Origin of the sequence: Methylobacterium sp. 285MFTsu5.1 (assembly GCF_000383455.1) — a bacterium.
GTDB lineage: Bacteria > Pseudomonadota > Alphaproteobacteria > Rhizobiales > Beijerinckiaceae > Methylobacterium.
On record NZ_KB911270.1, the window covers coordinates 478,094 to 498,170 of the forward strand.

Sequence of the window (20,077 nt, forward strand, 5' to 3'; positions counted from 1 at the left end):
ACCGAGCCCCGGATCCCACCCCCTGAGGCAGCACGCCCCTCCGGGCGGCGGGTTCACGGACGCCCGATCAGGCCCCGCCGCACATGTGCTGGGAGTCGGGCAAAGTCCAGGAATCCAGCGTGCGCAGGTTGGTCGTCGTGTACATCTTGCCGCGATCGTCGCCCTTGGGGCAGCCCGTCGGCACGAGTACGAGGCAGGTCATGACCCGGTCGCCGACCCGCGACCGCGCGACCGCTTCGACATACGCGTAGGAGACGCCGTAGACGCCGTTCTTGAGATCGACGCTCGTCCCGTCGCCGATCCCGTCGCCCTTCGGCTTCACGAGCGTGTCGCTGAACCGGGTCCCGATCCGCGCGATGGTGGTCGCCGCGCAGGTGCCGACCCGCGTCGGCACCTGCGCCTCGGCGGCGGACGCGAACCCGAGACCGGCGACCACGAGGGCGCCGGCCAGGATCGGTCCGGGGGCAGCCACCATCAGGCGGCTTCGAGGAGGAAGTTGGCCCGGCGGAACATCAATTCGCGCCGGTAGAAGTAGACGCCGCGGTGGCGCATCGCCGCGTGCGCCGCGTCCACGTCGAATCCGTACGGCCTGTCCCGGGTCGTATCGATGCAGCCGACATACATCCATCGGACACCGTCGATGAGCGACGGGATGGGCTGGTCCTGTCGGACGGCGCAGAACTGCTCCTCGTCCGAGGCCGAAACGAAAATGTAGAAGGTCTTCCGCGCGCACATCCGAACCTCCATGGGACTCGGGGGTGTAACCGCAACGCCACGGTCAAGCTATAAACCGACCTTGGAGCAATAGTCAAGCTTCTGCCACATTTTCGTCACGTGTGAGACAGACCACCCCGGCCGCACGCCTCACAGGCAGCCGACCCGCCGCAGGGCGCCGATCAGCTTCCGGCCGACGCGGTAGCCGTTGAGGGATTCCGATCCGAGGATGCGGACGGTCTCGGCCGACGCGGTGCGGTCGTACAGGAACACCTGGAAATCCGACCGCCCCTGCCCGACGGGGCCGCTGCTGACCTGGCCGCAGAACGCCACGGCGGACTCCGCCTCGGCGGGGATCGGTCGGATCTTGCGGAATCTCACGAGGCCCGCATCCGGGAAGGCCGCGGCGACCCGCGCCCGCATCTCGGCCTCCAGATCGTCGGCGCCCTGCCCGTGGGCGAACGGCGCCGCGAGCATGCCTCCGAGGAGCGCCGCCAGCATCGCGCGTCCCCATCCCGCCCCAGGCACGGTGCGGGACTTCCGGACCCTCGACCTCGGCACGGACGGGCGGCGTGTGGCGGCCATGAACGGACTTCGCGATGCGCTCGAAGCGTATTGGATCACGAAGATCTGCGAAGTGGAAGCGTCGGAACCGCGCCGGCGAAGTGTCCGGCAGGCGCGACCCGAAAAATCCGGCGGCGCTCTCCCAATCTCGGCCAGGACCATGGCCATGCCATTGACCAACCGGACGGCGCGCGTCGCATCGAAATTCTGCATTCAAAATTCGTTACTTGCCAAGCATGTCATTCTGCATTGACAGACGATAATGTCCGAGTATTCCTGGTCTATAATAGGTGTTGGCAGGGTCGAAGAAGGGGTCGATCGCTTTGCGCAAGAACCAGGACCAGCTCGAGCCGACCATCAGCGACGTGGCCCTGCGCGTCGTGACCGCCTATCTGTCGAACAACGCGCTGCCGCACACCAGCATACCGCCGCTCCTGCTCACCGTGCACGGCGCGCTCTCCGCGCTCACCGACCGGCCCGCGGTCGTCGAGGCGCCGCCCGAGCAGCCCGACGCCGCTCAGATCCGCGGCTCGGTCCGCCAGGACGGCATCGTCAGCTTCATCGACGGCCGGTCGTACAAGACCATGAAGCGGCATCTCACGGCGCACGGGCTGACGCCGGAACTCTACCGCGCGCGCTACGGGCTGCCGGACGATTACCCGATGACCGCGCCGGGCTACGCCGAGCGCCGGTCAGAGATCGCCAAGGCGATCCGGCTCGGCAGCAAGGCCGCCTGATCGACGCAGCCCGTCCGCCGAGCCCCCGTGAACCGATGGCCCGCACGGACGTAGATGCGCTGGGCGGGGCGGCGCGCGCGTGCCGGCACTGCGGGTTGGCCCGTCTGGCAACGCGATCGGGTGAGAGGGATCTGGCCATGAAGGGTCTGTCTGGCTGCGTCGCCCTCCTTCTCCTCGGCATCGGACCGGCCTCGGCGCAGACCGTCCTGGCCCCGTCCGGAGACTCGGCCGTGACGCAGCTCGGTGGGACGGCGGGGCGGGCCGCGCGACGCAACATCCAGGAGGCCTACCGCAACGGCGACGTGGTCGGCCATCGACATGCGCCAGCCGCCCCCGCGCCCCGGCCGGACCGGCCCCGCCGCACGAGCCCGCGCTTCTAGAGGCCCCGCTCCTCGCGCGAGCGCCGCGCTGCGCGCCGGCCTTCGGCGCCCGGGCGCCGGCGGAGACGGCGCTCGCCGCCCGCGGGCCACGGCCTGAAATCGTTCTGTAATCCGAGCTGGTCACGGTCCGCGCGCAGGTCGACCGCAGCTCGCGGTCGCGGCGGGTCGCGCTGGACCGGATCGCCCCGGCAGCCCGGCCCCGGCAACGACGACAGGTGCTCGATGCTTCGGACTGCGATCACCCTGACGCTTCTGCTGGCCGGAGCCCCGGCCTGGGCCGGACCGCGCTGGCAGGACCTGCCGCCGACCCCCGCGCCGGTCGCCGGCACGGTCTCCGGGCGCGCCGCTGTCAACGGCATTCGGCTGTATTACGCCACGATCGGCAACGGTCCGCCGGTCGTCCTGCTGCACGGCGGCCTGTCGAACTCCGATTACTGGGGCCACCAGGTCGCGGCGCTCGCCGCCCGCCGCACGGTCATCCTCGTGGACAGCCGCGGGCACGGCCGCAGCACCCGGGACGATCGGCCATTCGGCTACGACCTGATGACCGACGACGTGGTCGGGCTGCTCGACGTGCTGAAGATCCCGCGCGCCGACATCGTCGGGTGGAGCGACGGCGCGATCCTCGGTCTCGACATGGCGATGCGCCACCCCGACCGCGTCGGCAAGGTGTTCGCGTTCGGCGCCAACGCCGACCCGTCGGGCCTGATCGAGGGTGTGGAGACGAACCCGACCTTCGCCGCCTTCATCGACCGGGCCGGCAAGGAGTACGAGGCCCTCTCGCCGACCCCGAAGGACTACGCCGCCTTCGTCGACGCGGTTGGCCGGATGTGGGGCGGGCAGCCGCGCTGGACCGAAGCCGATCTGAAGCGGATCCGCGCGCCGGTCCTCATCGCGGACGGCGACCACGACGAGGGTATCAAACGCGCGCACACCGAGTACCTCGCTGCCACGATTCCCGGGGCTGGGCTGCTGATCCTGCCGAACGCCAGCCACTTCGCGTTCCTCCAGGATCCGGCGCTCTTCAACGCGGCGCTCCTCGGCTTCCTGGACGGGCCTTGAGGGTCCTGAGCGGCCCCCTGACGCGCGCGACTCACCGGGCCGACAGCCAGCCTTGCTGACCCTAACCCAGTCGGCCTCTGCGCCTGGACGTACGGTTCGCGGACGCGCGGCGCGGGCCGCTTCGGGAACGGCGGCGCGACGAGGACGCCGACCCGATCCGTCAGGCGATCTCGAGATGGAGGAACTGGTTGAATTCGCTCGGCACGTAGGTCCCGAACGCGGGGCCGTTCACGAAGCCCCGACGCCGATAGAGTTCGAGCGCGGGCGCGAATGCGGGTCCGCATCCGGTCTCGAGGCTGAGGCGTCGCGCGCCGCGGGCGGCGGCGGCCGCGATGATGGTGTCGAGGATCGCCGCGCCGGCTCCCAGGCGGAGGAAATCCGGATGCGTCCGCATGGACTTCACCTCCGCGGTGCCGTCCGTCGCCATCCTGAGCGCCCCGACGCTCGCCACCCGCCCGCCGCGGCGCGCCGTCCAGACGGTCACGTCCGGTGCTTGCAGGCCTGACAGGTCGAGAGCGAACACGCTGCCCGGCGGCGAGGATGCGTGCATGCCGGCGAGATGGAGCGCCAGCAGCGCTCGTGTCTGCGTATCGGACAGATCGTCCCGCGCGATCTCGAACATCGTGCCCCGGCCATCCGCCCCGACATCCCCCGCGCAGGATGTCCTCCCGATCAACGATCAGCAAGGCGCGGAACGGCGGTGCGGCCCCCGCGCCGAGGCTCCCGGCGGAGGGCGGATCGACAGCTCCGCAAGACCCGCGGACCGCCGACCTCCCTGCGACCCGCAACCATGGCGCGCATGGTGCATTTGTGAACGCCGTCACGTTCCCCGGTGGGGAACACGCTGCCGTGGCGGTGCGTCACCGGTTGCGGGCACGCTCCGGCCGGAGAGGATTCACACGCTTGATCGACGCCGGAAGCCAGACCGCGAGTGCCTCCGGTGCCGCCGCATCGGTCGCCGGGTCGATCGCGGCCGTCACGCGGCGGCTCGATTCCCTTCCGATGACGCGGCTTCACGCGGCGGCGCTCGCCGTCTGCACGCTGGGCCTGTTCACCGACATCGCCGAGGTCGCCCTGAGCAACGCCCTGGCGGCCATCTTCCTCGCGCCGCCCCACAACCTGCCGCGGGGCAGCCTCTCGCTGCTCCTCGCCTCCGTGTTCGCCGGCGGGGCGGTGGGCGCACCCGTCTTCGGGATGCTGGGGGATCGCCTCGGCCGCAGGCGCGCGCTCCAGGCCTCCCTCGCGCTGATGGCCGCCGGATCGCTGGCGGCCGCCGCGAGCCAGGGGCTCACGGCGCTGACGATCGCCCGGACGGTCTCGGGGTTCGCGATCGGCGGGTTCCCGCCCCTGGTCGCCACCTACCTCGCCGAGGTGACGCCCGCGCGCCGACGCGGCGCGACGCTGCTGGTCTGCGCCGGACTCGGGCTCCTCGGCGGCCTGGCCGCCATCGGCCTGGTCCAGATGATGGCACCGGCCGCGCCGCTCGGGATCGAGCCGTGGCGCTGGGCGCTGATCCTCGGGGGCGCCCTGGCGGCGCTCGGCGGCGTCCTGTTCGCGCGGCTGCCGGAATCGCCGCGGTGGCTCGCCTCGGTCGGGCGCTCCGCCGAGGCCGACGCCGCCTGCCGCCGGTTCGAGCGCGCGGCCGGCCGGGTCCGGGTCGCCGCCCCCACCGACCCGGACACGGACCCGCCCGCGACCGGGCCCGCGGGGTTCCGGGGCCTGTTCGCCGAGACGCGCCAGCTGCGCCGGACGGCCCTGTTCGTCGGCCTCTACACCCTCGCCCCCCTGGCGACGATCGCCTTCCCGCTGCTCAGCGCCGTCGTGATGGTGGAGAAGGGCTTCAAGGTCGATCAATCCCTCGTCTTCGCCGCGCTGTCGATGCTCGGCCCGCCCCTGGGTACCCTGCTGACCGCGCTGGCGATCGACCGGCTCGAGCGGCGCGCCGTCCTGACGGCCCTGGCGGCGGCGATGGCGGCCCTCGGCACGGCCTTCGCCGCGAGCGGCACGTTCCTGACCCTGGTCCTGGTCGGCATCGCCTTCAACACCGCGGCGGCGACCTACGGCAGCATCCTCGCCGTCTACGCGACGGAGCTGCTCCCGACGCCGCTGCGGGCCTCGGCCATGACCTGCGCCTGGGCCGGCGGCCGGGTCGGGGCCGCGCTGGCGCCGATCATCCTCCTGCCGATCCTCTCGGCCTACGGGCCGCACGCGATGTTCGCGGTGATCACGCTCGTCCTCGCGGCGAGCGCGGCCCTGCTCCTCGCCGGACCGCGCGGCCTGTCCGGGCAGGCCCTTGCTTAGGGAAACCCGGAAGCGCGGGTCTCCGAACCACGGCGCCGCGCCGGATGGCGTCGGTTGCCAATCCGGCAAGATTCACCCGATAAAGTTGCGCAGGCAGCCGGACGGAACCGCCGGGCACGCCGGGGGTGTCACACGTGTCTAGCCCGGTGCTCGTCCCGAGCCTCGTCGAGACGACCAGCCACGTCGACCCCAAGCAGGCCTTCGAGTTCTGGCGCTGCACGGCCCTGGCCGGGTTCGGCGACATCGGCCGGCAGCACCCTCGGGAGCGTTTCGCGGCCAAGCGCCTGAGCGTGGCCTCGGCCGGCTGGTCGCTGACCCACACGGTGAGCAGCCCGGTCGCGGTGGAGTTCCGCTCCCGCCACGTCGACCGGAACGCCCGCGGGATGGTGGTGATCGGCCTCGCGCTCGACGGCGTCGGCTACCAGGAGCAGAACGGCCGCGGGGCCCAGCTGACCCCCGGCGACATCAGCTTCCTGACGCGGAACCGGCCCTTGGTGGCCGGCACCCAGAGCGCCTACGGCGAGATCCGCCTCGCCGTCCCGCGCAAGATGTTCGAGGCTTTCGTCGGCGACGCCGACGCCTTCGCGGGCCGCAGCCTCGGCCCGCTCCCGGCCGGGGCGGAGGTCCGGGCGCGGCTGCGCGGGGTGGCCGGCTCGGTCGCCTGGATGTCCGCCGACGAGGCGCAGGCGGCCGTCGAGGGCGTGCTCCACCTCCTCGGCCACCTCGTCGACGGCGCGGCCCGGCGCGGCGATCCGGAGGCGGTCTCGCAGGCGGCCGTCGTGTCGCTCGCCCGCGCCCACATCGCGCGGCGGATGCACGACCCCGACCTGAACCCGCAGGACATCCAGCGCGCGCTCGGTCTCTCCCGGACCAGCCTGTACCGCGCCTTCGCGGAGACCGGCGGCATCGCGGCGGCGATCCGCGACGCGCGCCTCGACCTCGCGCGCCGGCGCCTCGAGGCCCGCCGCGACGACAAGATGCGGATCGCCTCGATCGCCTACGCGTGCGGCTTCACCGACGTGCCGACCTTCAACCGCGGCTTCCGCAAGCGCTTCGGCCTGGCCCCGGGCGACCTGCGGCCCGCGCTCCCCTAGGCGAAGCGCGTCAGGCGCGTCAGCCCGCGGCGGCGAGATCCGCCCGGTCGCGGACCTGGGCGGGGAAATCGAACACCGCGTCCGCGTGGGCGATCGTCGCCGGGCGATGGGCGACGATGACCCGCGTCATCCGCAGGTCGCGCAGGGCCTGGGCGATCACCGCCTCGGTGGCCTCGTCGAGGTGGCTCGTGGCCTCGTCGAGGAACAGGATCTCGGGCCGCCGGTAGAGGGCGCGCGCCAGCACGATGCGCTGCTTCTGGCCGCCCGACAGGGTCGAGCCCATGTCGCCGACGAGGCTCTCGAAGCCCATGGGCATGCGGCGGATGTCGTCCAGGATCGCCGCCCGGGCGGCGCACTCGGCGATCCAGCCCGCGTCCGGATGCTCGTCGAAGGCCGCGATGTTCTCGGCGATCGAGCCGGCGAACAGGCCGTCGCTCTGCATCACGCCGGCGATCCGGCGCCTGTAGGACCCGGCGGCGGTGCGGATGTCCTGGCCGTCGGCGGTGACGATCCCCTCGCTGGGCGGCGTCAGCCCCATCATCACCTTCATGAGCGAGGTCTTGCCGCATCCCGAGGGACCGGTGATCGCGAAGCACGCGCCGGCCCGGACGGACAGCGAGACGCCGCGGAAGATCCAGGGCTCGTCGGCCCCGTAGCGCAGCGCCAGGCCCGCGCCGGCGAGCGTTCCGGCCTTCAGGGCGACGACCGGGGGCGCCCCCGGCTGCGCCCCGGCGGCGAGATCCTGCTCCTCGGGCTCGCACAGCACGATGTCGGCGAGCCGGTCGGTCTGCACGTCGAGCATGCGCAGCTTGAACCACGCGTCGATCAGGCTGCCGATCCGGGTGGCGAACTGGTCGCGATAGGCCAAGAACGCCACCAGCATGCCGAGCGACAGGGAGCCGCCGATGACCGCGCGGGCGCCGAGCACCAGCAGGATCAGCCGGTCGAGGCCGAACAGGAACTCGTTCGCGCGGCCGAACACGAGGTCGAGGCGCTGCAGCCGCAGCCGGGCGTTCAGGGCCGTGACGAAGTGGTTCATCCAGGCGCCGCCGCGCCGCTCGCGCAGGTCGAGGAGCTTGACGCTCGCCATGCCGCGGACCGTCTCGATGAAGTGCGTCTGCTGGCGGGCCTCGGCCACGAGGGCCTCCTCGCTCCCCTCCCGGTAGGCGCCGTAGGCGAAGACCCGCAGGACCGCGTTGAGCGCCGTCGAGGCCAGGACCACGGCGACCAGCCAGCCGCCGTAGACCGTCAGCATCACCAGCATGCCGACCGCCATGAGCCCGTCGAGCATGGCCTGGACGAGATCGGTCGTCAGGCCCTTCTGGATGGTGGCGAGGGAGCCGAACCGCGAGATCACGTCGCCGACATGGCGCTTCTCGAAGTAGTCGAGGGGCAGCCGCGACAGGTGGTCGAACAGGCCGGCCGACCACTGGTAGTTCAGCCGGGTTCCGGCCAGCATGATCGCCCAGGTGCGGGCGATGCTGAGGCCGAGCTGGAGCAGCAGCAGCAGCGCGAGGCCGATCGCCACCACGAGGAGCAGATCGTGGTCGGCGTTCACGATCACCTCGTCGATGACGACCTGCGAGGCGATGGGCATCAGGAGGGCGACGAGCTCGATCCCGAGGGAGAGGGCCAGGACCTGGGCCAGGGCGGCGCGGATGCCGGCCATGTTGCGGAACAAGTCGCGCAGCCGCAGGCCCGGGGCGGCCCGCTCGCGCCGGAAGCCCGGATTGGGCACCGCCTCCAGGGCGACGCCGGTGAATTCCCGCGAGGCCTCCGCGAGGCTGACCCGCCGCCGGCCGCGGCCCGGATCGTTGATGACGAGGCCGCCGCGCTCGACCCGGGTCAGCACCACGAAGTGGTTGAGGCCCCAGTGCAGGATGCAGGGCAACCGGAGGCGGGGCAGGTCCGTGAGCTCGACCCGGAGCGCGCGGGCGGTCAGGCCCTGGGCGCCGCAGAGGTCGATCAGGTTGCGCAGGGTCATGCCCTTGAGGGACAGGGGATGGCGCCGCCGCAGCGTCGCGAGGTCGATCTGGCGCCCGTGATAGGCCAGGACCATGGCGAGGCAGGCCATGCCGCACTCGGCGGCCTCGGCCTGGAGGACGACCGGCACCCGGCGGCGGAGCCCGAAATCCAGCCGGGCGGCGAGGGACGGCGCCGTCACGGGGCGGCCTTCCGGACCGGCAGGGCGTCGAGGCCGCCGCGCGTGACGAGGGCGAGGCTCTCCCGGACATGCGTCACGGGATCGAGCAGCCAGCGGTAGAGCGACCGCTTCTCCAGGGCGATGTCGGCCTCGACGCGCATGCCCGCCTCGAGGCTGCGCCGCTCGCCGTAGGCCAGCACGGTGTCGGAATCGGGCCGGACCACGATGCGGTAGAGGTCGGTCCCCTCCCCCCGGGCGGCGGCGCGCCGCGCGAAGTCGGGCGCGTCGTCGCTGCCCAGCGGCGCCCGCGTGACCTCGGTGACGACGCCGCGGTGCAGGCCGAAGCGCTGGAACGGGAAGGCGGCGTAGCGCAGCATCACGGGCGCGCCGGCCTCGGCGAAGCCGATGGCCGACGAATCGACGAACAGGTTGGCCTGGAGGCGCCCGGCGCTCGGCAGCAGGGTCAGGAGCGTCGCCCCGGCCGCCACGGTCTGGCCGACCTGCGCGCGGATCGACGTCAGGGTCCCGGCCTCGGGCGCCCGGACCTCGATGGCGCGGCGCGCCTCGCTCTCGGCCTTCTGCTGCGCCAGCTGGGCGGCGGTCCGGTCGAGGTCGGCGAGGTCGCGGGCCAACCGGTCGTCGTAGGCGGCGAGCTGGGACTTCGTCTCGGCGAGCTTGCCGTCGATCTGGAGGCGGCTCTGCTGGAACTGGGCGAGCTGCGCGCTCGCCTGCATGTAGAGGTAGTTCTGGCTCTGGAAGTCGGCGGCGCGGGCGTAGCCGCGCGCCACGGCGTCGGCGAGTTCCTCGACCCGCGCCCGGAGCGGCGGAACCAGCTTGTCCTGCAGGTCGATCTGCTTGGCGAGCTGGGCCGACTGCTCGCTCAGATTCGCCACCTGCTCGCGCAGCGCCTGCCGCTCCGTGCCGGCCAGATCGGCCCGGGCGGTCCGCTGCCGCTCGACGCTCTGGCGCTGGCGCTCCAGCTCGGCGATCACGCGCTCCTGCGTGGGGCCGCTCGCCGACACGGCGTCGAGGTCGATCGTGTACAGGAGCTGCCCGCGCGCGACCTTGTCGCCCTCGCGGACGCCGGTCGAGCCGACGCGCCCCGCCACCGGGCTGGCGAGGCTGATCAGCCCGATATCGGGCGCGAGAAGGCCGACGGCGTGGATGCGGCGCGTGTAGGTGCCCTGCCAGGCATACAGGCCGACCGCCGCCACCATGATCACGCAGGCCGCGGCCACGATGCGGACCGGCAGAGGCTGGATGATCTGCGCCTCGCCCAGCCACGCGTTGCGTCGCGCCTCTATAACCTCAAGTCGAAAGAGCGGACTTGGCACCCGGAGAAAGCAACCTTCCTGAAGGAGACAGCCGTATTCGAGGACAATGCTCAGCGCATTTGCCACCTTACTCGGTCGCATCGCGGGAGTTTCATGTCAACACTTGCCGACACGGCGAATTTTGAATAATCCTGCCCGCGTCAGAACGTCGCGCCTGCGTTGAAAACCGTCTGATTTCCAACGGCTTATTCCAATTCGCCGTCGAGCTTGCCTTGCAGCGCAGCAGGACGTCAGTTTTTGCATCATCGCGTGCTGCGTTGCGAAAACTCGACGGCGTGAGACGCGGTGAGACGCGCCGCTTCGCAGCGCGGGCGGCCGCGGTGCCGACAGCGTCTGGAGCGCGGCCTGGGAAAGACAAGGCCTGTCAGTTTTTGCGCATTGGCCGGGCTCGATCGTCCGCGAGCATTATCGGCTGGCCATGACCGATTGACACGAAGCACATCTCTGTAATCCTAAAGGCAGGTGCCGACGTCCAAGGCGCCTAGACGCTACGATCAGGCAATAGATCGAAGCAAATAACCTTCTACCTGAATCTCAATCTGGAGAACGATCATGCAGGACAGCATCGATACCGTCCGCGAGCTGAGCGCCGCCGAGCTGGACCAGGTCGGCGGTGGCCTCGGGGTCGGCCTCACTGTCGGCCTCGGGGTCGACGCGAGCCAGGAGCTCGGTGCGGTCTCGGGGGTCGTGGGCCAGGTCGGCGGTCTGGTGAGCGGCCTGGTGGGCAGCGTGCTCGGCGCGGTCGGCGGTGTCGTCGGCGGCGTGACCGGCTCCCTGCGCTGACGGTCTGACACCGGGAGGGCGGCCGCGGGGCCGCCCTCCTCCGTCGCGGGGCGTGACCGCGACGACACCGGAATCACGGGCCCGCATGGACAGCACAGCCGAGAGTTCAGCCGCGACCACAGCCGAGACGATCGCGTACGCAACGAGCGGCAGCACCGGGCATCTCTCCGGCCGCCCCGAGCTGACCTGCTACGCACCGAGCGACCGCGGCCTCCCGGAGGTCGCCTTCATCGATTTCCGCTTCCCCACCGGCGGGTGGAGCACGCACGCGGTCACCGGCCTCGAGGTCGCCGCCAGCACGCAGCCCGCGGGGGCGCACCACGCGGTCGATTACGAGGTCGCGGCGCGGCTGACCGAGCGCGAAGGCCTGCTGGTCCGGCGTCCCGGCCTGAACGGCACGACCCGTTGGGAGGGCCCGTATGCCGGCCGCGTCCTCTCCTTCTCGGCCGCCGCCGTCGAGCGGCTGGCCGAGGCGCCGATCGGCAAGATCGCCTTCGCGGCGGACGGGCGCGATCTCCGCGCCTGCCGCAGCACCTGGCACATCCTCGACGCGCTGGCTTGCGCGCACCGGGACGACCCGTCGCCCGACGCGCTGCTGATCGAGAGCCTCCACCTGGCGATCCTGCGCTCGGTCGTCGCCGCGCGCGCTCCGGGCCGGTCGGCGGCGCCCGACCTCTCGGCGTCGCAGGCCGGGCGGGCCTGCGCGTATATCCGGGAGCACCTGGACCGGGAGATCACCGTCTCCGCCCTGGCCGGCATCGTCGGGCTCAGCGAGGGCTACTTCATCCGAGCCTTCCGCCAGACCACCGGGGTCACGCCCTACCAGTACATCATGCGCGAGCGCGTCGGCCGGGCCGAGGCCCTAATCCGCTCCGGCGCGGGATCGATGGCGGAGGTCGCCGCGCGATCGGGCTTCACGAGCGCCAGCGCCATGAGCCGCACGTTCCGGAAGCTCGTCGGGCGCTCGCCGACCGGGCGCACGGCCGGCCGGCGCGCCTGAGGCGCTACCCGGCAGCCCGCCCCGCCGCCCCGCGGAACAGGTCCTCCATCTCGCGCCGGACGCGGATCGCCTCCTGATCGGCGTCGAAGGCGACGTCGCTCCAGCGCACGGCCCGGCCCGCGGGCACGTCGTTCTTCAGGACCATGTTGTGGGCGAGGCCGATCGGCAGGGCGTCCTGCGCCAGGGAATCCGCCGCCGGCATCAGCTTGCCGTAGACGGTGAACCCGCCCTCGCCGTCGAGCCGCTCCCCGGCCCGCAGCGCGCGCTTGGCCGTCGCGGCGACGTCGCCGCGCCAGTCGCCCGTCGCCCCCGTGGCCTCGCCGCGGACCGCGATGGAGGCGACCGAGATGCCGAGCTCGAGCCCGATCAGGTGATAGGGCTTGTAGGTCGCGGCGAACCGGCCGCTCGAATCGGTCTTGAGGCCATATTGCGCGAAGCAGTCGCGCACGTAGGCGCTCGGCGCCTCGAACACCGCGTAGACGCCCCAGCGCAGGTCCCGGAAGACCGGCCGCCCGTCCCGCTCCACCGACGAGACCACCTCGACGGTGCCGCGCTCGGTGAGGAGGCCGCCATCCGCCGCGGGCTTCAGGACGCTCGGCAGGTCGTCGACGCCGCAGGGCGGGAAGGCGAGGCCGTCGCGCGGCGGGGTGAGCCCGCAGGCATTGGCCACCGCGGCCATCTCCAGCGCCGACTTGGTGCCGTCGAGGAAGGAGTTGAACATCTGCGGGTTGAAGTCGCCGCCCGCGACTTGGCTCTCGCTGAAGCCGTAATGGCCCCAGACCGTGTCGGGCGTGGAGGCGTGGTAGGCCGGGAGGTACTTGGTGCCCTTGCCGGCGCAGATCACCTCCAGCCCGATGGTGCGGGCCCAGTCGACCAGTTCGGCGATGAGCGCCGGCTGGTCGCCAGAGGCCATGGAGTAGATCACCCCGGCCTCGGCCGCCCGGCGCGCCAGCAGCGGCCCGGCCAGCACGTCGGCCTCGACGTTGACCATGACGATGTGCTTGCCGTGCGCGAAGGCCTTGAGCGCGTGGCGGATGCCGGCGGCCGGGCTGCCGGTGGCGTCGATGACGATGTCCACGAACGGGCTCGCGATCATCGCGTCGGCATCCTCGGTCACGAGGGTCGTGCCGCCGCGCGCGGCCTCCTCCAGCCCCCGCGCGGCGAACCGCGAATCGTCCCAGCCGACCCGGCGCAGCGATTCGCGCGCCCGGTCGGGCGACAGGTCGGCCACCGCGACGAGGTGGATGCCGGGCGTGCGCGGCGCCTGCGACAGGTACATCGAGCCGAACTTGCCGGCCCCGATCAGCCCGACCCGGACGGGCCGGCCCTCGTCGGCGCGCCGCTGCAGCTTGGCGGAAAGGGACATGGGGCGTTCTCTCCCTGGGTGGCGCGCGGTCGGGACCGGACCCCGCCGCGCTCGCCGCGTCGTTGGACGGGGACCTAGCGCGGTTCCCGATGCCGTTGAGGCCCACCGAATAAAAAGACGGGGGGTCTGTTCGGGCGACGCGCCGCTCCCTTCTCCCGTGCGGGAGCGGGGCGGGGTGAGGGATCGGGTCTCTCCGCCTCGGGCCGCCTCGGGCCGCCTCAGGCCGCCTCGGTCCGGCTCTGCGCCTCCACGTCGAGGAGCCAGTGCCGGAAGGCCCGGATCTTCTCCAGGGCCTCGTCGCGCTCGCGGTAGCAGATGAAGTGGAGGTCGCGGGTCAGGCTCGCGACCCGATCGCCGCCGAGGCGCACCAGCTGCCCGGCGGCGAGCTCGTCCCGGGCGAACCGGAGGGTCTCCAGCGCCACGCCGAGCCCCTGAACGGCCGCCGAGATCACCAGCGAGCCCCGGTCGAAAGCCGCTCCGGCTGCCCCGGTCGGCAAGGGTAGGCCGTTATGGGCGAACCAGTCCGGCCAGCGGACGGGGCTGAAGGACGAGTCGAGCCGGGTGAAGGGCCCGATCGATCCGGCCGCGTCCGGCTGCGCGGCCCGGGCGACCTCCGGCGCGCAGAGGGCGGCGATCTCCTCCGGGCCGAGGGATTCGACGGTCAGGCCGGGCCCGTGCGGCGGCCGGCCGTAGGCAATCAGGATGTCGATCTCCTCGTGCCGCCCGAGATCCACCGGGTCGGCGCTGGTGGAGAGGCGGATGGCGATGCCGGGATGCGCCTCCACGAAGGCGGGGAGCCGCGGCCCGAGCCACTTCGCCGCGAAGCTCGGCGTGCAGTGCACGGCCAGCGACGCGGGCGACGGCGGGCTGAGGTCGGCGCAGACCGCCTCGATCGCGTCGAAGGCGCTCGAGAGCCCGGCCAGCAGGCGCTGGCCGTCGGCGGTGAGGAGCGCCTGGCGGTTCGCCCTCCGGAACAGGGCGCGCCCGAACCAGCGCTCCAGCGCCCGGATCTGGTGACTCACCGCCGAGGGCGTGAGGTGCAGCTCCGCGCTGGCGCGGGCGAAGCTGCCTAGGCGCGCGGCCGCCTCGAAGGCCCGCAGGGCGGAGAAGCTCGGGATCCGGCGCATGCGCAATCCGTGAATTGAATTCATGGAAAGCGTGAAAAATCGTCGTTTGTCAACGCGCGGATCCGGCAGGATAGTGCCGGCCACGACGCGATCGGCGGGCCGGTCCGTACCCCGACGAAAGGAGACGCCATGCTCGACGATCACGCCCACGAGGCGGCCGTCGCCCTCGACCTGCCGAACGACGATGCCGGCCGCAGGCGGACCTCGATCTACCAGCCCGAGCAGGCCGGCCTGATCTTCCCGGAGATCCCGGACTTCGCCGACCACGCCGAGGAGCGGGACTACCGCAAGAAGCACCTCGTGGCCGCCTGCCGCGCCTTCGCGATGCACGGCTTCGACTACGGCTTCGCCGGCCACCTGACGATCCGCGACCCGGAGCGTCCGGAGCTGTACTGGACCAACCCGATGTGCGTGCACTTCTCGCAGGTGCGGATGTCGAACCTGATCCTGGCCGACCACAAGGGCCGGGTGGTCGAGGGGCGCCACGCCATCAACCGGGCGGGCTTCGTCCTCCACGCCGCCGTGCACGAGGAGTACCCGGAGGTCATGGCGATGTGCCACGCGCACACCACCTACGGCACCGCGTGGTGCGCCACCGGCCGACCGCTGGAGATGATCAGCCAGGACGCGGCGGCCTTCTACAACAGCCACGCGGTGATCGGCGCCTCGGCGGGCGCCGTGGCGGTGGAGAAGGAGAGCGGCCTGTCGGTCGCCCAGCAGATCGGCCGCAACCGCGGCGTGCTGCACCAGAACCACGGCCTGCTGACCTGCTCGCAGCACAGCATCGACGACGCGGCCTTCTGGTTCATCGCCCTGGAGCGGGCCTGCCAGCAGCAGCTCCTGGTCGAGGCCTCCGGCATCAAGCCGCAGCTCCTGTCGGAGAAGACCGCCCGCTACAGCCGCGAGCACGTCGGCAGCGACTACATCGGCTGGCTGCACTTCCAGACGCTGTACAGCCACATCGCCGAGACCCAGCCCGACATGTTCGCCTGAGGCCGGCGCCCGCCCCGCGCGGGGGGCCGCGACAGATCGAGGGCCGGCCGCGAGGCCGGCCCTCTCGCTATGGGCGGTCCGCCGGGCTGCGCCGCCCCTCGTACCGGGCCCGCGGCCGGATCAGCGTCCCCTGGCGGCCCTGCTCCATGGCGTGCGCCGCCCAGCCCAGGCTCCGGCCGAGCAGGAAGATCGTGAACGGCGCGCTCCGCGGCAGGCCCGCCGTCCGGACGAGCGCCGTCAGCGCGAAGTCGATGTTCGGCCGCGCCCCCGTCGCCGCCTCGGCGCAGTCCCGGACGGCGTCCAGCAGGGGGTCGGCGGGCAGGACCGCGCCCAGGGCCGCGGCGCGGACGTCGCCGTCCGGGTAGAGCGGGTGGCCGAAGCCCGGCAGCGCGCCGCTCCGATCCAGGCAGGCGCGCACGGCCGCCCTCGGGCCCGTCGCGGCGGCCTCGTCGACGAGCCGCAGCACCGCCGCCGCGGCGCCGCCGTGGCGCGGTCCCGACAGGGCGCTCAACCAGGCCATGAGGCAGGCCGCGATCGGCGCGCCGGTGGAGGCGGCGACCCGGGTCGCGAAGGTCGAGGCGTTCAGTTCGTGGTCGGCCAGCAGCACCAGCGCCTGGCGGACCCGGTCGGCGGTCGCGGCATCGAGGGACCAGAGCCGCGCGAGGCCCTGATGCAGGGGCGCCCGGCCTTCGGGGATGCCGCAGGACGCGGCGAGATGCGCGACGGCGCGGCGCGCGTCGCGGCACAGGCGGTGGTGGCCGCGGCCCAGCGCGGCCTCGGCCTCCTGCAGAAGCCCGGCCAGCGCCAGGAACGGCGTCGCGGCCGCGTCGGCCGGAACGTCGAACAGCGTCGCCTCCGGGCTGTCCCACAGGAGGTCGGCGGTCGCCTCCAGGCTCGCGTCGCGGGCGAACGCCACGGCGTCGCGGCCGCGATAGATCAGGCTGCCCCGGTGGACGGTGCTGATCGCAGTGACGACCGACGGCTCGCCCCAGGCCATGGCCCCCGCGGCGATCGCTGCGCTGGCGCGGCTCCGGCCGCGCCGGTCGGCGAGCGTCGCGACGTCGGCAGCCCGGTACTGGCTGTGGCGCCGGCCCGGCGCCCGCCGCGCCTCGATCAGCCCGCGGCTGACGTAGGCGTAGAGCGTCTGGGCCCGGATCCCGAGGGCGTCGAGGGCTTCGGCGCGGTCCAGCCATTCCGTCATGTTGATCAGATGTATCAAGATTGATCGATCCGTCGATGGCCGGCAGCCTGCGCGAACCGATCGAGGGCCGGGACCATGCGCGAACGACACGCCGACCACTACGCCCTGGCGCCGATCCTCGCGGAGGCGCTGGCCGCCCTGGCGCTGCCGCCCGAGGCCGGGGACCGGCTGGCGGTGACCGGCACCGGGAGCCTGCCCTCCTGCTTCCCGGTCACCGCGCTGGCGACGGCGTCGATCGGCGCCGCCGGCCTCGCCGTCTCCGAACTCCTCGGCCTGTCCGGCCCCGCGCCCGCCGTCACGGTCGACCGGCACCTGGCCTCAGCGTGGTTCGGCACCTCCGTGCGGCCGCAGGGCTGGAAGCTGCCGGCCGCCTGGGACCCGATCGCCGGCGACTACCAGGCGGCGGATGGCTGGATCCGGCTGCACACCAACGCGCCCCATCACCGCGCCGCCGCCCTCGCAATCCTCGACTGCCCGGGCGAGCGGGAGGCGGTCACGGCCGCCGTGGCCCGCACGGCGGCCGAGGACCTGGAAGGGGCGATCCTGCGCGCCGGCGGCTGCGCCGCGGCGATGCGCGGTCCGGACGATTGGGAAGGCCTGGACCAGGGCCGGGCGGTCCGGGCCGAGCCCCTCGTGGCGGTCGCGGAACGGCCCGTCCAGCACCGGTCGCCGTGGCGCCCGGACCCGGCCCGTCCCCTCGCGGGGATCCGGGTCCTCGACCTGACCCGCATCCTGGCCGGGCCGGTGGCCACGCGCGTCCTGGCCGGCCTCGGGGCCGACGTCCTGCGGATCGACCCGCCCGGCTGGGACGAACCGTCCCTGGCGCCCGACGTCACCCTGGGCAAGGTCTGCACGCGCCTCGACCTCCGGCAGGTCGACGACCGCCGGCACTTCGAGACCCTGCTCGCCGAGGCCGACATCCTCGTGCACGGGTACCGCCCGGACGCCCTGGAGCGGCTCGGCTACGGCGCGGCGCGACGCCGGGCACTCAACCCGGACCTGATCGACGTCGCGCTCTGCGCCTACGGCTGGACCGGACCCTGGGCCGGACGGCGCGGCTTCGACAGCCTCGTCCAGATGGCGACGGGCATCGCGGCGGCCGGGCAGCGGTGGAAACAGGCCGACCGGCCGGTGCCGCTGCCCGTCCAGGCGCTCGATCACGCCACCGGCTACCTGATGGCGGCGGCGGCCGTGCGAGGCCTGATCGCCCGGCAGCGCGACGGGCACGCCGTCATCGCGCGGCTCTCCCTGGCCCGGACCGCGCGCCTGCTCACGGACCATCCCGGCAGCGCGCCGGGGCCCGCCTTCGGCGGATATCGGGACGCGGATTACGCCCCGGAGATCGAGGACACGGCGTGGGGACCTGCCCTCCGGCTGCACGCGCCCGTGCGGATCGAGGGCGCGCCGCTGCGGTGGGATCGCCCGGCCTGCGATCTCGGCACGGCGGAGGCCGCACAAGTCAGACATTTCGGCGGCGCGCGCTTGTCCGGCTCGAAAGCCGCTCCGGGGAGCAGAAGCGCTATAAATTGACCAATCGCGGGAATGTTTTTGCAGCCTCCGCGCGGCGGAACGCTTGACACCGATCTATGTTATCTGGCAATTCGCCTCCATGATCTGTAATGCGTTTTGTCGGCGTTTTTAATACTAGGTTTAAGTGAAGATTTAATAGTCAGTCTTCTTAAAATCTGCACATATCGACCGAAGACCGAAAATAATACCACCGTTTACGTCAAAGCGCACCCGGTTCGCCGAACCCGTCTCGCACTGTGCCAGACGGTCCGACACCGAGAAGGATGACGATGAACGAGTCTGCCCCGGGCCACCCCATCCTGCGCGACGTTCCGATCGGCATCGCCGCCACCGGGATGCGGCACGAGACGGACTCGATGGGCGGGATCGACGTGCCGGCGGACCGCTACTGGGGCGCGCAGACGCAGCGCTCGCTCCAGCACTTCTCGATCGGCGACGATCGCATGCCCAAGCGGGTCTACCACGCCTACGGCTACGTCAAGAAGGCCGCCGCCCTGGTCAACGCCGCCGCCGGCCGCCTGGAGGACTGGCGCGCGCAGGCCATCGTCCAGGCCGCCGACGAGACGATCGCCGGCAAGCTCGACGCGCACTATCCGCTCTACGTCTGGCAGACCGGCTCCGGCACCCAGTCCAACATGAACGTCAACGAGGTGCTGTCGAACCGCGCGATCCAGCTCCTCGGCGGTGTGCTCGGCTCCAAGAGCCCGGTCCACCCGAACGACCACGTCAACATGGGCCAGTCGTCGAACGACACCTTCCCGACCGCGATGCACGTCGCCACGGTGCTCGAACTCGACGAGGTCCTGCTCCCCAAGGCGCGGGCGTTGGCCGACGCGATCGACGCCAAGGCGCGGGCCTGGATGGACGTGGTCAAGACCGGCCGGACGCACCTGCAGGACGCGACGCCGCTCACCGTCGGCCAGGAATGGTCGGGCTACGTGGCGCAGATGCGCGACGCGCTGGCCCTCGTCGAGGCGTCGCGCGCCGGGCTGTACAAGCTGGCGGCCGGCGGCACCGCGGTCGGCACCGGCCTCAACGCTCCGGAGGGGTTCAGCGCGGAGATCGCCGCCAGGATCGCCGATCTCACCGGCAAGCCGTTCGTCACGGCGCCCAACAAGTTCGCCGCGCAGGGGTCGCTGGACGCCATGGTCGCCGCCATGGCGGCGGTGCGCGGGCTCGCGGTCGCGCTGATGAAGATCGCCAACGACATGCGCTGGCTCGCCTCGGGGCCCCGCTGCGGCCTCGGCGAGCTGCTGCTGCCCGCCAACGAGCCGGGCTCCTCGATCATGCCCGGCAAGGTCAACCCGACCCAGTGCGAGGCCCTGGTGATGGTCTGCATCCAGGTGATCGGCGAGGACAACGCGGTCGCCTTCGCGGGCTCGCAGGGCAACTTCGAGCTCAACGCGATGCGCCCGATCATCATCAACAACACGCTGCATTCGATCCGCGTGCTGGGCGACGCCTGCGAGAAGTTCCGGACCTACTCGGTCGAGGGCACCGAACTCAACCGGACGCGGATCGACGAGACCGTGAACCAGTCGCTGATGCTGGTCACGGCCCTGTCGCCGGTGATCGGCTACGACCTCGCCTCGAAGATCGCCCACCGCGCCAACGACGAGGGCACGACCCTGCGCGCGGCCGCCCTGGCCGAGGGCGTCCCGGCCGAGCGCTTCGACGCGGTGTGCGATCCCAGGACCATGATCGGCCACGGGCTGGCCGGCGCCTGAAGCGCGCCGGGACCGTTCGTC

Annotated in this window: 20 protein-coding genes; 11 read left to right on the plus strand and 9 right to left on the minus strand. The window is 72.4% G+C overall.

What is annotated here, in order from left to right:
* Window positions 1-67: 67 nt before the first annotated feature.
* The 3 genes from H288_RS0102440 to H288_RS0102450 form a co-directional block, all read right to left on the minus strand.
* The gene (locus H288_RS0102440; RefSeq protein ID WP_020091001.1) at window positions 68-475 is read right to left on the minus strand and encodes a hypothetical protein; all 408 of its coding nucleotides are present in this window, start codon (window positions 473-475) and stop codon (window positions 68-70) included.
* Window positions 475-735: a hypothetical protein gene (locus tag H288_RS0102445; protein ID WP_042671974.1), complete on the minus strand. Its 261-nt coding sequence runs from the start codon at window positions 733-735 to the stop codon at window positions 475-477. Before H288_RS0102445 ends, H288_RS0102440 begins: the two co-directional genes overlap by 1 nt.
* Window positions 736-864: 129 nt before the next feature.
* Window positions 865-1,215 carry a hypothetical protein gene (locus H288_RS0102450; protein ID WP_020091003.1) on the minus strand — a complete coding sequence of 117 codons (351 nt, stop codon included), beginning with the start codon at window positions 1,213-1,215 and terminating at the stop codon, window positions 865-867.
* Window positions 1,216-1,288: 73 nt separating this feature from the next.
* Between H288_RS0102450 and H288_RS35000 the strand changes: the two genes are divergently transcribed.
* The 4 genes from H288_RS35000 (at window position 1,289) to H288_RS0102465 (ending at window position 3,457) form a co-directional block, all read left to right on the plus strand.
* Entirely contained in the window at window positions 1,289-1,531 is a 243-nt protein-coding gene (locus H288_RS35000) for a hypothetical protein (protein WP_199778762.1), read from the plus strand.
* Window positions 1,532-1,601: 70 nt separating this feature from the next.
* On the plus strand, window positions 1,602-2,015 hold the full coding sequence (locus H288_RS0102455) for a MucR family transcriptional regulator (RefSeq protein WP_020091004.1): 414 nt from the start codon (window positions 1,602-1,604) through the stop codon (window positions 2,013-2,015).
* A gap of 137 nt (window positions 2,016-2,152) precedes the next feature.
* Complete coding sequence (locus H288_RS0102460; RefSeq protein WP_020091005.1) at window positions 2,153-2,395, plus strand: hypothetical protein; 243 nt, start codon at window positions 2,153-2,155, stop codon at window positions 2,393-2,395.
* Window positions 2,396-2,617: 222 nt separating this feature from the next.
* Window positions 2,618-3,457: an alpha/beta hydrolase gene (locus H288_RS0102465; RefSeq protein WP_020091006.1), complete on the plus strand. Its 840-nt coding sequence runs from the start codon at window positions 2,618-2,620 to the stop codon at window positions 3,455-3,457.
* Window positions 3,458-3,617: 160 nt separating this feature from the next.
* Here the strand turns inward: H288_RS0102465 and H288_RS0102470 are convergent, their stop codons facing one another.
* Window positions 3,618-4,079, minus strand: a complete 462-nt coding sequence (locus tag H288_RS0102470) for a GNAT family N-acetyltransferase (protein ID WP_020091007.1) — start codon at window positions 4,077-4,079, stop codon at window positions 3,618-3,620.
* Window positions 4,080-4,459: 380 nt separating this feature from the next.
* Between H288_RS0102470 and H288_RS0102475 the strand changes: the two genes are divergently transcribed.
* Window positions 4,460-5,758, plus strand: a complete 1,299-nt coding sequence (locus tag H288_RS0102475; RefSeq protein WP_245274458.1) for an MFS transporter — start codon at window positions 4,460-4,462, stop codon at window positions 5,756-5,758.
* 134 nt (window positions 5,759-5,892) lie between these two features.
* Window positions 5,893-6,852 (plus strand): helix-turn-helix domain-containing protein, encoded by a 960-nt coding sequence (locus H288_RS0102480; protein ID WP_026604599.1) that lies wholly within the window; start codon window positions 5,893-5,895, stop codon window positions 6,850-6,852.
* 19 nt (window positions 6,853-6,871) lie between these two features.
* Here the strand turns inward: H288_RS0102480 and H288_RS0102485 are convergent, their stop codons facing one another.
* Both H288_RS0102485 and H288_RS0102490 read right to left on the minus strand, forming a co-directional pair.
* The gene (locus H288_RS0102485) at window positions 6,872-9,016 is read right to left on the minus strand and encodes a peptidase domain-containing ABC transporter (protein WP_020091010.1); all 2,145 of its coding nucleotides are present in this window, start codon (window positions 9,014-9,016) and stop codon (window positions 6,872-6,874) included.
* Complete coding sequence (locus tag H288_RS0102490; protein ID WP_026604600.1) at window positions 9,013-10,329, minus strand: HlyD family efflux transporter periplasmic adaptor subunit; 1,317 nt, start codon at window positions 10,327-10,329, stop codon at window positions 9,013-9,015. Before H288_RS0102490 ends, H288_RS0102485 begins: the two co-directional genes overlap by 4 nt.
* A gap of 552 nt (window positions 10,330-10,881) precedes the next feature.
* On the opposite strand from H288_RS0102490, the gene H288_RS0102495 reads away from it, so the two are divergent.
* The gene (locus H288_RS0102495; protein ID WP_012321783.1) at window positions 10,882-11,112 is read left to right on the plus strand and encodes a hypothetical protein; all 231 of its coding nucleotides are present in this window, start codon (window positions 10,882-10,884) and stop codon (window positions 11,110-11,112) included.
* A gap of 85 nt (window positions 11,113-11,197) precedes the next feature.
* Entirely contained in the window at window positions 11,198-12,112 is a 915-nt protein-coding gene (locus tag H288_RS0102500; RefSeq protein ID WP_020091012.1) for an AraC family transcriptional regulator, read from the plus strand.
* Between the two features lie 4 nt (window positions 12,113-12,116).
* Here the strand turns inward: H288_RS0102500 and H288_RS0102505 are convergent, their stop codons facing one another.
* Window positions 12,117-13,478 carry an SAF domain-containing protein gene (locus H288_RS0102505; protein ID WP_020091013.1) on the minus strand — a complete coding sequence of 454 codons (1,362 nt, stop codon included), beginning with the start codon at window positions 13,476-13,478 and terminating at the stop codon, window positions 12,117-12,119.
* Between the two features lie 218 nt (window positions 13,479-13,696).
* A complete protein-coding gene (locus H288_RS0102510) occupies window positions 13,697-14,605 on the minus strand; it encodes a LysR substrate-binding domain-containing protein (protein WP_020091014.1) in 909 nt (302 codons plus the stop codon).
* Between the two features lie 129 nt (window positions 14,606-14,734).
* Here H288_RS0102510 and H288_RS0102515 point away from each other — a divergent pair, with 129 nt between their 5' ends.
* Window positions 14,735-15,598 carry a class II aldolase/adducin family protein gene (locus H288_RS0102515; protein WP_020091015.1) on the plus strand — a complete coding sequence of 288 codons (864 nt, stop codon included), beginning with the start codon at window positions 14,735-14,737 and terminating at the stop codon, window positions 15,596-15,598.
* A gap of 67 nt (window positions 15,599-15,665) precedes the next feature.
* Here H288_RS0102515 and H288_RS0102520 read toward each other — a convergent pair whose 3' ends face one another.
* Window positions 15,666-16,799, minus strand: coding sequence for a citrate synthase (locus tag H288_RS0102520; RefSeq protein ID WP_020091016.1), 1,134 nt, complete (start codon window positions 16,797-16,799; stop codon window positions 15,666-15,668).
* A gap of 75 nt (window positions 16,800-16,874) precedes the next feature.
* On the opposite strand from H288_RS0102520, the gene H288_RS0102525 reads away from it, so the two are divergent.
* Both H288_RS0102525 and fumC read left to right on the plus strand, forming a co-directional pair.
* A complete protein-coding gene (locus H288_RS0102525) occupies window positions 16,875-18,329 on the plus strand; it encodes a CoA transferase (protein ID WP_020091017.1) in 1,455 nt (484 codons plus the stop codon).
* 269 nt (window positions 18,330-18,598) lie between these two features.
* Complete coding sequence (gene fumC / locus H288_RS0102530) at window positions 18,599-20,056, plus strand: class II fumarate hydratase (RefSeq protein WP_026604601.1); 1,458 nt, start codon at window positions 18,599-18,601, stop codon at window positions 20,054-20,056.
* Window positions 20,057-20,077: the final 21 nt, after the last annotated feature.